General features: G+C 73.1%; 9 protein-coding genes. 2 read left to right on the top strand and 7 right to left on the bottom strand.

The window, feature by feature from the left end; translation table 11 throughout:
- Nucleotides 1-77: 77 nt before the first annotated feature.
- From pcrA to RT054_RS02905, 4 genes are all read right to left on the bottom strand, one after another.
- A complete protein-coding gene (gene pcrA, locus RT054_RS02920; protein ID WP_312718971.1) occupies nucleotides 78-2600 on the bottom strand; it encodes a DNA helicase PcrA in 2523 nt (840 codons plus the stop codon).
- Between the two features lie 138 nt (nucleotides 2601-2738).
- The gene (locus RT054_RS02915; protein WP_313022103.1) at nucleotides 2739-4289 is read right to left on the bottom strand and encodes an APC family permease; all 1551 of its coding nucleotides are present in this window, start codon (nucleotides 4287-4289) and stop codon (nucleotides 2739-2741) included.
- A gap of 209 nt (nucleotides 4290-4498) precedes the next feature.
- Entirely contained in the window at nucleotides 4499-5704 is a 1206-nt protein-coding gene (locus RT054_RS02910) for an acyl-CoA dehydrogenase family protein (RefSeq protein ID WP_313022102.1), read from the bottom strand.
- A gap of 86 nt (nucleotides 5705-5790) precedes the next feature.
- On the bottom strand, nucleotides 5791-7056 hold the full coding sequence (locus RT054_RS02905; protein WP_313022101.1) for a CoA transferase: 1266 nt from the start codon (nucleotides 7054-7056) through the stop codon (nucleotides 5791-5793).
- Nucleotides 7057-7197: 141 nt separating this feature from the next.
- Here RT054_RS02905 and RT054_RS02900 point away from each other — a divergent pair, with 141 nt between their 5' ends.
- Nucleotides 7198-8838, top strand: a complete 1641-nt coding sequence (locus RT054_RS02900) for a helix-turn-helix domain-containing protein (protein ID WP_313022100.1) — start codon at nucleotides 7198-7200, stop codon at nucleotides 8836-8838.
- A 438-nt stretch (nucleotides 8839-9276) separates the two neighbouring features.
- Here RT054_RS02900 and RT054_RS02895 read toward each other — a convergent pair whose 3' ends face one another.
- The 3 genes from RT054_RS02895 to RT054_RS02885 form a co-directional block, all read right to left on the bottom strand.
- Nucleotides 9277-9624, bottom strand: a complete 348-nt coding sequence (locus tag RT054_RS02895) for a hypothetical protein (protein ID WP_312718979.1) — start codon at nucleotides 9622-9624, stop codon at nucleotides 9277-9279.
- 115 nt (nucleotides 9625-9739) lie between these two features.
- The gene (locus tag RT054_RS02890; protein WP_313022099.1) at nucleotides 9740-10450 is read right to left on the bottom strand and encodes a response regulator transcription factor; all 711 of its coding nucleotides are present in this window, start codon (nucleotides 10448-10450) and stop codon (nucleotides 9740-9742) included.
- Nucleotides 10447-12015, bottom strand: a complete 1569-nt coding sequence (locus tag RT054_RS02885; protein WP_313022098.1) for a PspC domain-containing protein — start codon at nucleotides 12013-12015, stop codon at nucleotides 10447-10449. The genes RT054_RS02890 and RT054_RS02885 overlap by 4 nt, the downstream gene beginning before the upstream one ends.
- On the opposite strand from RT054_RS02885, the gene RT054_RS02880 reads away from it, so the two are divergent.
- Nucleotides 12014-13834 (top strand): PspC domain-containing protein, encoded by a 1821-nt coding sequence (locus RT054_RS02880; RefSeq protein ID WP_313022097.1) that lies wholly within the window; start codon nucleotides 12014-12016, stop codon nucleotides 13832-13834. The two genes, RT054_RS02885 and RT054_RS02880, sit on opposite strands and share 2 nt — an antisense overlap.
- The last annotated feature ends 170 nt before the right edge of the window (nucleotides 13835-14004 follow it).

Raw genomic sequence — 14004 nt, 5'->3', positions numbered from 1 at the left:
CCGATGCCCCGAGGCGGCCCGGAGACGTCGGGCGATCCCCGGGGGCGATCCCGGAAGGTCCGCGGATCCCGCGCCGCTCAGAGCTTCTCGAGCGGGGCGTAGCGCAGGAGCAGTCGTTTGACGGCCTCGCCACCGAAGTCGACGTGCGCCATGGTGCGGTCGCCCTCCCCCTCGACGCGGACGACCTTGCCGAGGCCGAAGGAGTCGTGGTTGACGCGGTCACCGGGCTTGAGCGACGGGATCGGCCGGCTGCCGGGCGTGCGCACCCCGGGACGGGCCGCGAGCGTGGCGATCGCCGGCGCCTTGCGGGTGTCGATCGCCGAGGCGCCCATCGAGGAGGCGTCGCCGCGCTCCCAGTCGATGAGGTCCTCGGGGATCTCGCCGAGGAATCGTGACGGCGGGTTGTACTGCGGCTGCCCCCACGCCGAGCGCACGATCGCCCGCGAGAGGTGCAGCCGTTCGCGCGCGCGGGTGATGCCGACGTAGGCGAGACGGCGTTCCTCCTCGAGCTCGTCGGTGTCGACGAGGGACCGCGCGTGCGGGAAGGTGCCGTCCTCGAGCCCGACGAGGAACACGACGGGGAACTCGAGGCCCTTGGCCGTGTGCAGCGTCATGAGCGTGACCGTGCCCTGGTCGTCGGCGGCGCCGGCGTGCGCCCCGTCGGCCACGGCCTCGTCGGGCACCTCGTCGGCGTCGGCGACGAGGGAGACGCGTTCGAGGAACTCGTCGAGGGTGCCCGGGGTGCCCTCGGCCTGCGCGGCCTCGTCGAACTCCCTGGCGACGCCGACGAGTTCGGCGAGGTTGTCGAGGCGCGTCTCGTCCTGGGGGTCGCGGCTGCCGCGCAGCTCGTCGAGGTACCCGCTCTGGTGGAGGACGGCCTCGAGGAGGTCACCGACCCCGGCGCCGGAGTCCCGCACCTCCCGCAGCGACTCGAGCAGCGCGGTGAACCTGCCGATCGCGGCGACCGAGCGGGTCGCGATGCCGGGCGCGTCCTCGGCCATCGCGAGGGCCTGGACGAACGAGAGCCCGTCCCGTTCGGCGAGCATCGACACGCACGCCTGGGCCCGATCGCCGATGCCGCGTTTGGGCACGTTGACGATGCGTCGCAGGTTGACGGTGTCGGCCGGGTTGGCGATGACCCGCAGGTAGGCGAGGGCGTCCTTGACCTCGCGGCGCTCGTAGAACCGGGTGCCGCCGACGATCTTGTACGGCAGCCCGACCCGGACGAGGACCTCCTCCAGCGCACGGCTCATCGCGTTCGTGCGGTAGAAGACCGCGACGTCACCGGGACGCACGCCGTGGTCGTCGGCGAGCCGGTCGATGGTGCGCGCGACGAACGCGGCCTCGTCGTGCTCGGAGTCCGCGACGTACCCGATGGCCTTGGCGCCGTCGCCGGCGTCGGTCCACAGCCGCTTGGGACGGCGGGAGGTGTTCTTCGCGATGACGGCGTTGGCCGCCGACAGGATCGTGTTCGTCGAGCGGTAGTTCTGCTCGAGCAGCACCGTGCGGGCGTCGGGGTAGTCCGCCTCGAACTCGACGATGTTGCGGATCGTCGCGCCGCGGAAGGCGTAGATCGACTGGTCGGCGTCGCCGACGACGACGAGTTCCCCCGGCGCGACGGGGTGCTCCCCCGGCCCGACCTCGACGGGTGCGGCGAGCTCGCGCACGAGGACGTACTGGGCGTGGTTCGTGTCCTGGTACTCGTCGACGAGCACGTGGCGGAACCGGCGACGGTAGTACTCGGCGACGTCGGGGAAGGCCTGGAGGATGTTGACCGTCGTCATGATGAGGTCGTCGAAGTCCATCGCGTTCGCCTCGGCGAGGCGGCGCTGGTACAGCGTGTACGCGTCGGCGAGCACGGAGTCGCCGGGGCTCGCGTCCTCGCGGCTCGCGCGGGTGGCGAACTCCTCCGGGTCGACGAGCTCGTTCTTGAGGTTGCTGACCTGGTGGCTGAACGAGCGCGGGGGGTAGCGCTTGGGGTCGAGGTCGAGATCGCGCATCACCATCGCCATGAGGCGCTGGGAGTCGGCGGCGTCGTAGATCGAGAAGTTGCTGCGCAGCCCGACGCGGGTGGCCTCCTTGCGCAGGATGCGCACGCACGCACTGTGGAACGTGCTCACCCACATCGCCCTCGCCCGCGGACCGACGAGCGCCTCGACCCGCTCCCGCATCTCGGCGGCCGCCTTGTTGGTGAACGTGATCGCGAGGATCTGCCCCGGATGCACGTGCCGGCGGGCGAGCAGGTAGGCGATGCGGTGGGTGAGGACCCGGGTCTTGCCCGAGCCCGCGCCCGCGACGATGAGCAGCGGCGATCCCTCGTGGACGACGGCCTCCCGCTGCTGCGGGTTGAGCCCGGCGAGCAGGGTCTCGACGTCGGGCTCCGAGGATGTGCCCCGTCCGGCCGTGGGCCCGGCGGCCCGGGGGCCGGTCGCCACCCCGGCGGCCTTCGGCGAGCCCTCACCACCGACGGCCCACAGCGGCACCCCGGCGTCGTCGACCGCCTGGGCGGAGGCGGCACGCCGGCGCGCCGGGGACCCGGACGGGGGCGTGGCGGACGAGGGCGGCAGATCCAGATCGGGGAGTTCGTCGAAGAGGCTCATCGTGGGTCCGAGTCTATGTCCGCCGCCCGACACCCCTTCCACGCCGGCCGTCGCACGAGGCGTCCCCGAGACCGTCCTTCCCCGTGGGCCGCGGCCGCGGCCACCACGGCGACCGACGTCCGGTCGGAGGGCCACGGTTCAGGCGGGGTCGTGGCCCCGACCCGAGGACCCGCCGTCCGAGCGAGCCGACTCGTCCACGGACGCACCGTCGGCGTGGACGGGCGACGGATGGTCACCGTGGTAACGGGTGATCTCGGCCGGCGCCTCGTGCGCGCCCTCCTCGCCCCACCGGGCGTGCGTCGCCTCGATGAGGCGGTGCTCGGCATCGGCGCCGCCCTTGATGTGCGGGATCCGGAGGATGAGCGGCACGCCCAGCACGGTCCACGCGGCGACGATGACCCATTCCGGCCCGGTGAGCGCGGCCGGCATCCCCGGCAGGAAGAGCACGGCCATGGCCGCGGCGAGCACGACGGCGATGACGCCCGTGACCGTGCCGCCGGGGGTGACGAAGGGCCGTTCCATGTCGGGTTCGCGCTTGCGCAGCACGATGAACGCGAGCGCGACCATGATCCAGGCGACGACGATCGCGAGGCCGCCGGCGTCGACGAGCCAGACGAGGCTCTTGCGTCCGAAGAAGGGCGCGAGGACCGACAGGCCGCCGATGAACAGCAGCGCGTTGGCGGGGGTGCGGTACCGCGGGTGCAGCTGCCCGAACCACGCGGGCAACATGCCGGATCGGGCGAGTGCGTAGATGAGGCGGCTGCCGCCGATGAGGAACCCGTTCCACGACGTGAGGATTCCGGCGATGCCGCCGATGACGAGGAGCGTGCCCCAGGCGGGGTGGCCGAACATCGCGGTGATCGCGTCGGCGACGGCGAGGTCGGACTTCGCGAGGTCGACGGCGTGCATCGAGGAGCTCGTCGTCAGCATGATCATCACGTACCAGCTGATGGCGAGCAGCACGGAGACGATGAGCGCCTCGCCGATCTTCTTGTACGGCAGGTGGATCTCCTCGGCCGACTGCGGGATGACGTCGAAGCCGACGAAGAGGAACGGCGTCGCGACGAGCACGGCGAGGAACCCGGCGGAGCCGCCGTTGAACAGCGGCTGCATGTTCTCGACCGAGCCGCCGATGAACGCCCCCGCGACGAGGAAGACGCCCACGCTCGCGAGGAAGAGCACGGCGACGGTCTGGAACACCGCCGCCGGTCGGACGCCGATGATGTTGATCGCCGTCATCACGATCGCGGCGACGACGCCGACGGCCACCCAACTCGCGTAGACGTCGTATCCGGCCACCGTGTACATCTGCCCGACGAGCATGTCGGGGAAGACGTAGAGCAGGGTCTGAGGGAGGGCCACGGCCTCGAACGCCACCACCGACACGTACCCCAGCACGAGGGTCCACGAGCAGAAGAACGACACCCGCGACCCCATCGAGCGTAAGACGTAGGAGTGTTCGCCGCCGACGTGCGGCAGGGCGGCGACCAGCTCGGCGTACGTCAACGCGACGAACGCGACGACGATGCCGCCCACCACGAAGGCGAGCGCCGCGCCCAGCGTGCCCGCACCGTTGAGGAAGGTGCCCGTGAGGACGATCCATCCGAATCCGATCATCGCCCCGAAGGCGACGGCGAGGACGTCCCACCGTCCGAGGACCTTGTCCATCTTCTCGTGCTGTCTGCTCATCGTCATCGATGCGCTTTCTGCTGGGGCCCTGGCCGGGCCGATCCGGTCGGTCACGTCCTGCTGCGCCGACGCCGCACGTGGTCACGTTCACGTGCGGCGTCGACGAACGGGTGCGGTCGGGTCGGCACCGAGGTGCCGGTGAGAAGGGCGGGGCCTGGTCGCCGAGGTCGCCACGAGCCCCGGGGTCGCCGGTTCCCGGTCTCCCGCGGTCAGCGGTAGGCGGGGATGCCGGTGAGGGCGTTGCCGATCATGAGCGTGTGCATCTCGGGGGTGCCCTCGTAGGTGAGGACGGATTCGAGGTTGGCCGCGTGGCGCATGATCGGGAACTCGTGGGAGATGCCGTTGCCGCCGAGGATCGTGCGGGCGGTGCGGCAGATCTCGAGGGCCTTGTTGACGTTGTTGAGCTTGCCGATGCTCACCTGCTCGGGGCGCAGGCCGACGGAGTCCTTGCGGCGTCCGAGGTGGAGGGCGAGCATCGTGCCGAGGGTGAGGTCGATCGACATCGTCGCGAGCTTGTTCTGGGTGAGCTGGAACCGGGCGATCGGGTCGCCGAACTGCACCCGCTCCGTCGAGTAGCGCAGCGCCGTGGAGAACGCCGACCGCGCCGCCCCCATCGCGCCCCAGAGGATGCCGTACCGCGCCTCGTTGAGGCAGGACAGAGGGCCCTTGAGGCCGCGGACCTCGGGGAACACCGCATCGGCCGGCAGGCGCACCCCGTCGAGGACGAGCTCGGAGGTCACCGACGCCCGCAGCGACGCCTTGTGGTGGATGATCGGCGCGGAGAATCCGGGGGTGTCCGTCGGGACGACGAAGCCGCGGATGCCCGAGCCGCCCTCGCCCTCGTCGGTCTGGGCCCAGACGACGGCGACGTCGGCGATCGAGCCGTTCGTGATCCACATCTTGCGGCCGTCGAGGACCCAGTCGTCGCCGTCACGGCGGGCGCGGGTGCGCATCGAGGAGGGGTCCGAGCCGTGGTCGGGCTCGGTGAGGCCGAAGCAGCCGATGGCCTCGCCGGCGGCCATGCGAGGCAGCCACTCCTGCTTCTGCTCCTCGCTGCCCCACCGCCAGATCGCGAACATCGCGAGGGAGCCCTGGACGCTCACGAGGGAACGGATGCCGGAGTCCGACGCCTCGAGTTCGAGGCACGCGAGGCCGTAGTCGACGGCGCTCATGCCGGCGCAGCCGTACCCCTCGAGGTGCATGCCGAGGAGGCCGACCCCACCGAGCGTCTGGGCGAGTTCACGGACGACGGGCAGTTCACCCTTCTCGAACCACTCGGCGACGTAGGGGTCGACGTGCTCGTCGCAGACCCGACGGACGGTGTCACGGATCGCCTTCTCCTCGTCCGAGAGGAGGTCGTCGATGTCGGCGAGGTCGAGGGGGTGGATCGTCTTCGGGGGCGTGGGGTGGGCCATGGGTTCGCTCTCTCGTCTCTCGTCGGAGGGTTCGGGGGATTCGGGTGGGGGACGGATGTCGGCCGCGGAGTGGGAGGGGCCGGGCCTCAGGTGAGGGGGACGTCGCGCGCCCCGGACAGCCAGGCGCGGACGGGGCCGTCGTGTTCCCCGAGACGCGGTGGCGGCGCCGGCGCCGCGAGGAGGGGCTCGCTGTAGGTGACGGGGTGCCGCACCTGCGGCGAGGCTGCCTCGCCGAGGTCGTGGACGGGGTCGAGCCCGAGATCGGCGGCGAGCGCGAAGGCCGCCGAGAGGTCGTTGACGCCGCCCGCAGGGACCCCGGCGGCGGTGAAGCGACGCTGCCAGGAGGCGGCGTCGTCGGTCGCGAGGATCGCCTCGAGGGCCGTGACGAGCGCCTCCCGGTTCGTCACGCGGTCGGCGTTGCGGGTGAAGCGCGCGTCCACCGCGAGCTCGGGGGCGCCGAGCTCACCGGCCATCCGCACGAACTGGCCGTCGTTGCCACACGCGACGGCGAGGAGGCCGTCGCGGCACCGCAGGGTCTCGTACGGCGCGATCGAGGGATGCCGGTTGCCCATGGGCCGCGGGACGGCACCGGCGCCGAGGTAGCCCGACGCCTGGTTGACGAGCGCCCCGAGCAGACTCGAGAGGAGGTTGACCTCGACCCGGCATCCGCGCCCGGTGCGGGCACGCGCGGTGAGTGCGGCGAGGACCCCGATCGTCGCGTCCTTGCCGGTGAGCACGTCGACGAGCGCGACACCGACCTTGGTCGGCGTCCCGCCGGCCTCCCCCGTCATGCTCATGAGGCCACCGACCGCCTGGACGACGAAGTCGTACCCCATGAGGTCGGCGCCCGCCCCCGAGCCGAAGCCGGTCACCGAGGCGTACACGACCCCGGGGTTCTCCGCGGCGACGTCGTCGTAGCCGAGGCCGTAGCGGTCGAGGGCACCGGTGCGGAAGTTCTCGACGACGACGTCGGCCCGCAGCGCGAGCTCCTTGGCGAGCGCGCGGTCCTCGGCGTCGGTGAGGTCGAGGGTGACGCTGCGCTTGCTGCGGTTGACGCATTCGTAGTAGGTCGCGACCCGGGACGCCCTCGCGCCTGCCGCCGCTCCCTGCTCGGCCGCGGCGCCCTCGGCCACCGTTCCCGCCTCGGACGAGGTGCGCCACGGGGGGCCCCAGGCGCGGGTGTCGTCCCCGGAGCCCGGCCGCTCGACCTTGACCACCGTCGCGCCGAGGTCCGCGAGGGTCATCGTCGCGAGGGGGCCGGCGAGCACCCGCGAGAAGTCCGCGACGAGGATTCCCTCGAGCGGACGCGGCGGGGCACCCGAGGTGCGGTGCGGTGCGGCGGTGTCGTCCACGGTGACGATGACTCCTGACGATCGGTGATGGCCGCCACGCTAGGAGCGTCGCCGCATCCGTGTCATCGTGCATATTGCACGAAGAATGGACCGCGGTGGTGCGCCACGCACAGCGCATGCGCGGACCCCGAAGGAGGTGCCATGGTCGTCACGCTCGCCGGCCTGTGCCAGGCCATCCCGACCCGATTGCAGCCGGTGGCACCGGTGCCCGTGCCGGCCGCGGCGGTCTCGGGAGTCCACGTGAGCGAGCTGCCCGACCCGACCGCGTTCCTCGACGGCGGGGAGCTCCTGCTCACCACCGGGCTCACGCTGTTCGACCAGGACCTGCCCCTCCATGCCTATGCGGCCCGCCTCGCCGCCGGTGGCGTGGTGGGCCTCGGGATCGGGCTCGGGCCGGTGTTCGACCACGTACCCCCGGGGCTGCCGCCGGCCTGTGAGCGGGCGGGCCTCCCCCTTCTCGTCGTGCCGGAACACACCCCCTTCCAGGCCGTCGTGCGGGAGTTCTGGCGTCAGGTCGGGACGGTGCGAGAGAGCGACCTGCAGGCGGCCGTCGGCTCGGCCCACGCCCTCGTGCGCGCCGCCCTCACCGACGACCCCGGCGCGGCCGTCGTGCGGGCGATCGCCACGTCGGTCGGCGGGTGGTCGGCGGTCCTCGACCCCGAGGCCGCCGTGGCCCACGTCCACCCCCGCGCCGCCGCGCCGCGAGCGCGCCAGGCGATCTCCGAGATCACCCGGATGCGGCTGAGTGCCCCCCACTCGGCGGCGACCTTCCCCCTCGGTCAGGAGGACGTCCTCGTCCACGGCCTCGGCCGGGAGGGACACCTCGACGGATACCTCCTCGTCGCCCGTCCCCGCCCCCTCCCCACGCACGCCCGCCACCTGCTCGTCACCGCGAGCGCGCTGCTGCAGCTCCAGGAGCGGTGGGCGAGGCCGTCCGGCGCCCTGCCCTCGGCCCTGCCCCTCGTCCTCGGCACCCTGGCGCGTCTCGGCCATGTCGGCGCCGCGGGGGACCTCGGCGCGTGTCTGGGGCGACCCACCCCCGACCGGGTGCGGGTCGCGCTCGTCCGCGACCTCCCCCGCAGCCACCTCGATCGGGTGGCCGCGGAGCACGTCTGTGCCCCAGGGGCCTCGGCGGACGAACCCGCACTGCTCGTCCTCGACGACCGCGGTGCCGCGCGCGCCTGGGACGCGCTGCGTCGCCACGGACGGCACGGACGCGACGGCCGGGCCGGCCCCGCGGCGGATCGGACCGGGGCCGCCGCCGACCCCGAGAGGGCGACAGCCGACACGACCACCGGTGACACGACCACCGGTGCTGCCGAACCCATGGACCGGGGCGAGGGCCCGACCGGGGGCGTGCTCACCGCGACGGGGTCCTGGGCCGACCTCCCTCGCCTGCTCACCCGCGCGGAGGAGGCGCTCGTCCACACGCCTCCGGGGACGTGGCGGGACCTCGCCGCACCGGCGCGCCGTGCGGACCGTGCCGGCGGCCTCGAGGGGCTCGCCGGCCTCGTCGACGGTGCGACCGGTCTCGTCGGGCTCGTCGACGAGGCCCGCGTCGAGGCGCTCGCGTCCTACCCGCGCGCCGACCTCGTCGCCACGCTCGCCGCCTACCTTCGCCATCGCGGTCGCATCGACCAGGCCGCCGCGGAACTCGGGCTGCACCGCAACTCGATGCGTCACCGGATGGGGATCGTGCGCGAGATCCTCGACGTCGACCTCGACGACCCCGACGTCGCCGCCGCGTGGTGGCTCAGCCTGCGCGCACGCGGAGGTGCCTGACTCCGGGGTGGGTCGGCCGAGACCTCGGTCGCCGGGCCGTGACGACGCGACGGTGTGTCCGCCGAGGACTCCCCCGGATTAATCCGTTGCGCACCCCCCGGGACCGGTTCTACCGTCGTGAGTACACAGGAAAGGAGGTGGTCCGGTAGTGATGATTTCTCGGACTTGTGAGGTGATCGCGCGATAAGCGCGTCCACGTTCAGCACGGACGTGTGATCTCGAATCCACCGCGATCACCGCGTTCGACGGGCATGGAGCGGACTCGTCCACCGCACCGGCCGCACGGCCACCCGTCGCACGTCCGGAACGAGGAACCGGCGCCCACCGCAAGAAGCGGAGGGCGCCGGTTTCGTCGTGTCGGCCCGAGTGGTCGAAGGGCCAGGGGATCAAGGGAACACGGCCATCACGGGAGGGCCGTCGTCGCCGGAGCGAGCGTCGTCAGAGGGCGAAGATCGCGTACAGGGCGTTGACGGCGGTGAGGCCGGCGGCGACGTGCATGAGGACGGGCAGGTTGCGGCCCTTGCGCGCGCGGGCCGCCGAGATCTCGCACAGGGCGACGATCGCGAGCGCGACGACGAGCTTGATCCCCACCCACATGTGATCGAGACCGCCACCGTTCATCTCCATGACGGCGACGATCGCGAGGCCGAGGAGGAGCTGGAGGCGCGCACCCCACACCATCACGGGGTGGATCACCCCCTGGGCGAGGCTCATGATGTACCCGATGACGATCAGCGCGAGCCCACCCCAGTGGGCCCAGCCGAGAATTTGGATCGCGGTGGCCATGTCGCCATCCTAGGGGGCCCGGGCGCGATGTCCCTGTCACCGCGACGAGTCCGGGTCGCCGACGGTGACCTGGCGCGGGCCCGGCGCCACAGGGCGTGATCGCTCGGCCGGTCGGTCAGAGCAGGTGCCGGTGCATGGCCCAGGCGGTGAGTTCGTGGCGGTTGGAGAGCTGGAGCTTGCGCAGCACGCTGCTCACGTGGGTCTCGACGGTCTTCACCGAGATGAACAGCTCCTTCGCCACCTCCTTGTAGGCGTACCCGCGGGCGATGAGCCGCATGACCTCCCGCTCCCGCGCGCTGAGGCGGTCGAGCTCCTCGTCGACCTCGGCCACCTCACCGGCCGCGGCACCGAAGGCATCGAGGACGAATCCGGCGAGGCGCGGGGAGAACACGGCATCGCCGTCGGCGACGCGGCGGATCGCGGCGAGCAGGTCGCGGGGGGAGATCGTCTTGGTCACGTACCCCCGGGCACCGGCCCGGATGACCGAGATGACGTCGTCCGCGGCGTCCGAGACCGACAGGGCGAGAAACCGCACCGGGGGGCCGGGCTCGGTCGTCAGCCCGGCGCAGTCGAGCAGGACGTCGGTGCCGCCGCGGCCCCGACCACCGGGCAGATGGACGTCGAGCAGGACGACGTCGGGCCGGGTGTCGCGCACGATCGCGACGGCCTCCTCGACGCTCGCCGCCTCACCGACGACGTCGATCGCGACGCCGCCGGCAGCCGTGAGTTCGGCGAGTTCGCTGCGCACCCCCGTGCGGAACATGCGGTGGTCGTCGACGAGCACCACCCGGATCGGGCCGGTCCTCGTCTGCATGGCGTCGGTCATCGCTGCTCCTTCGTCGTCGCGCCATCGCGCGACGGGGTCGTCGTCGGCCCGCCCTGCGTCGAGGTCGACGTCACCCCGCCTGCGGAGGCACCCGCGTCGGTCGGGGTGGCCGCGTCGGGCCGGGCATGCGTCTCGGAGGTGTCGGACGTCTCGGGGGTCTCGGGGTCGTCGGGGACCTCGCAGGTGTCGAGGGTCCCGCGGGTGTCGGGCGCTGCGGGCGTCGGCGGCGGTGCGGCCTCCGGCGCCTCCGTGGGCAGGGTGAGCGTCACCTCGGTGCCCTCGTCGAGTCGCCGGATGCGGGCCGTGCCGCCGTGCCGCTCCATGCGTCCGAACAGGGACTCGCGCACCCCCAGGCGATCGCGCGGGACGGCGTCGAGATCGAAACCCCGGCCGTGATCCCGGACGAACACCTCGACGCCGGCGCGGCCGATCTCGGCGAACACCGAGACGGGAGGCGCGCCGTGGCGCACCGCGTTGGCGAGCGCCTCACGCGTGGCGGCGACGAGTGCGGTGCCGTCGTCGTCGAGGGGACGAGTTCCCGTGACGACGAGGTCGACCGGGACGCCGTGGAGGTCCTCGATCTCGTGGACCGTCTCGCTCAGTGCCGCACCCAGGGTGGCCTCTGCGGCCGGCGCCGCACCGTAGAGCCACTCCCGCAGCTCACGCTCCTGGGCACGGGCCAGCGCGACGACGCGGGTCGGGTCCTCGGTGCGTTGGATGAGGGCGAGGGTCTGCAGGACGGAGTCGTGCAGGTGGGCCGCGAGGTCGGCGCGTTCGGTCTCCCGGATGCGGGTGCGCTGCTCGTCCTGGAACCGCTGCCAGAACCGCATGACGATGGGTCCGAGCACGAGCGCGAGCCCGGCGAGCACCGCGAGGGTCGCGAACGCGACGTCGGTGAGGACGCGGCCGCCCTGCTCGCGGGCGACGATCACCGCGACGCCGGTGACCGCCAGCACCGCGCCGAGCAGGACCCGGATCGCCCCCTGACGTCGGCCGTTGCGTTCGTCGAGCTGGGACCAGGCGATGACCGCCCCACCGCCGACCGCGAGGAGCGGGAGCAGGTTCCCCACGGAGAGGAGACCGTCCATCCCTGCCGGCACGCCCCGGACCGGCGCACCGGCGGCGCCGGCGAGCAGACCTGCCGCGAGGAGCGCCCCGACGGCCAGGAGCACCGACCCCACGACGAGCAGCGCCACCGCCGGTGAGAGGCGGTGACGGCGGGCGGCCGTGTTCCGACCGCCGCGCGGCGTCATGAGCCAGAGGAGGATGTAGACGACGACGCCGAGACCGCCGAAGAGGGAGGCGCCGGCGAAGACCCACCGCACGGTGCTCACCGGCAGGTCGAGGTGGTCAGCGACTCCGTCGGCGACCCCTGCCAGGACTCCCCGACCCCGCACGAGGCGGGGCGGCGGCGCCTCGTGGCCCCTCGGCGCCTCGAGGTCGGAGGATCCTGCCGGGGGGGTGGGCCCCGGCGGTCGGGAGGACGCCACGGGCGGTCGCGACCCCGAGGGCGCACCGGGCCCAGGGGGCACGTGCGGCCCGGTGGGGGCGGTGGGCGTCGTCATGCCCTCCATCCTCACCCACCCCGAGCTGCACCGTCACGGCTCGTCGCCGAAATCCGGGAGGAACCCGAGCCTTCCAGGGGCGACTCAGGGGCGATCCCCATACCGCGCCCGACCCCACGAGCCGAGGATGGGAGCACGGCCCCACGACGGTGCCGGGACGACGGACGTGGTCATGGTGCGGGTCTCGGCCGTGGCCGGGCGGCCGACACAGACGACCCGATCAGCGAACCGCGGAGGCCGGACCGGCCCACCGGTGGAGGACGACGCGGCGAGTCGATACACACGAGACGGGAGTACGACGATGGGGTACGACACGACGGAGCCTCCCCGACCGCCCGGTGAGTCGGGCCGCAGGGACCGGGACCCGGAGCCCGCGGGCTCGCAGGCCTCCGCGCACGGCGGAGCGCCGCGATCCGACGCCGGCACTGCGCTGGACCGCCTGATCGCCCGCTGCCGGGAGACGGGTGTGCGGCGGCGGCGGGAACGCCGGTGGGTCGCCGGCGTGAGCGTCGGCCTCGCCGACCGGTGGAACATCGACCCGGTACTCGTGCGGGCCGGGTTCATCGTGCTCACGGTGTTCGGCGGGGTGGGGATCGCGCTCTACCTGTGGTGCTGGCTCCTCCTCCCCGCCGAGGACGGCTCGGTGGCCCTCGACCGGGCGCTCCGCGGCGGGGACGGCGCGGCGATCACCCTGCTGGTCTTCACCGGTCTCATCACGATCGGCTCACTCTCGCCCTACGGCGACGGTGGTGTCCCCCCCGTCGTGTATGCGCTCGCACTCGGCGGCTTCGTCTGGTGGCTCGTCCGCCGCGGCGCCCTCCCCCTCCGGCCCGACGCCCAGGGCTCCGGCGGGCCCTCAGGCTCCGGCCCCACGGCCCGGCCCGACGAGTACCGATCCGGGGACGGAACCGCACCCGTGACCGACGCCCCGATGTTCCCCTCCGCCCACGAGACGGCCCCGCCCGCGGGTCAGGGCCTTCGCCCGATCCCGATCCAGGACGTCGTCCCGGATCGGTCGGGGGTCGCGCAGTCCTCGACGTGGCCACACCCCGCGACGACGCGGACCCCGCAGGCGGACACGCGTGGGAGCGTCTCGAGCAGCGTGATGACGCCACCGGGACGCACGTCGACCACCCTCGACCAGCGACGCGACCGACGGACGAATCTCCTGCTCGGACTCCTCGTCGCGGGGCTGTCCCTGCTCGCCTACCTCGCCGCCGGCTCCCTCGCCGTCACCGGCGCCATCGAGCGGCCCTGGGTCATCGCGCTCGCCGCTCCGCTCGCCGTCATGGGGCTCACCCTCATCGCCACAGCCTTCACGCGGTACCGCCCGACGTTGCTCGTCGTCGCGACCCTCGTCATGGCCGTCAGCCTCCTGTCCTCCGTCGCCGCCTCGACAGCCCCGCGGGAGGGGACCGGTGACGTGCGGTGGGCGCCGACCTCGGCGAGCGAGATCCCTGACGAGTACCGGCATGGCATCGGTGACGCCGAGCTCGACCTCAGCGCGGTGCCCGTCGACGGCGTGCGCCACGTGCGGGTCTCGCAGAGCATCGGTGATCTCACGGTCGTCCTGCCTGCGCAGGCGAGCGCCCGCGTGACGGTCGGTGGAGGCCTGGGCGACGTGGTCGTCGAAGGCGACACGCGGCGTGACGCGGACGACTCGCGCAACCGGGAGACGACCTTCACCGTCGGCAGCGGACCGCAGGCCTACGACCTCGACCTGCGCGGCGGCCTCGGGGACGTCGTCATCGAGGTCGCCGACACCCCTGCCCCCACCGCGGCCGGTGTTCCGGCCACCGACGTGACGGGAGTCCTGTGATGAGCTCGCCGTTCCCGCCCCCGTCCGACCCCCGGCGCGAGCCCTCCTGGGACGACGTGACGTGGTCCCCCCCGACCGGGCCGGCCGTGGGAGCCGACTCTCCCACCGGCGACCCGGGACGTCCGGGATCGACGCCGCCCGGCTCGGCCTCCCCCGCGTCGCCCTCCCCC

The organism is Mobilicoccus sp., assembly GCF_032060985.1.
In the GTDB taxonomy this organism is placed as follows: Bacteria; Actinomycetota; Actinomycetes; order Actinomycetales; family Dermatophilaceae; genus Mobilicoccus.
This window is presented reverse-complemented; position numbering and strand designations above follow the sequence as displayed.

Excerpts from the sequence above, each read along its gene's own strand:
- pcrA (WP_312718971.1), bottom strand. The coding sequence starts at position 2,600 with ATGAGCCTCTTCGACGAACTCCCCGATCTGGATCTGCCGCCCTCGTCC.
- RT054_RS02890 (WP_313022099.1), bottom strand. The coding sequence starts at position 10,450 with ATGACCGACGCCATGCAGACGAGGACCGGCCCGATCCGGGTGGTGCTC.
- RT054_RS02915 (WP_313022103.1), bottom strand. The coding sequence starts at position 4,289 with ATGAGCAGACAGCACGAGAAGATGGACAAGGTCCTCGGACGGTGGGAC.
- RT054_RS02880 (WP_313022097.1), top strand. The coding sequence starts at position 12,014 with ATGCCCTCCATCCTCACCCACCCCGAGCTGCACCGTCACGGCTCGTCG.
- RT054_RS02885 (WP_313022098.1), bottom strand. The coding sequence starts at position 12,015 with ATGACGACGCCCACCGCCCCCACCGGGCCGCACGTGCCCCCTGGGCCC.
- RT054_RS02900 (WP_313022100.1), top strand. The coding sequence starts at position 7,198 with ATGGTCGTCACGCTCGCCGGCCTGTGCCAGGCCATCCCGACCCGATTG.
- RT054_RS02895 (WP_312718979.1), bottom strand. The coding sequence starts at position 9,624 with ATGGCCACCGCGATCCAAATTCTCGGCTGGGCCCACTGGGGTGGGCTC.
- RT054_RS02910 (WP_313022102.1), bottom strand. The coding sequence starts at position 5,704 with ATGGCCCACCCCACGCCCCCGAAGACGATCCACCCCCTCGACCTCGCC.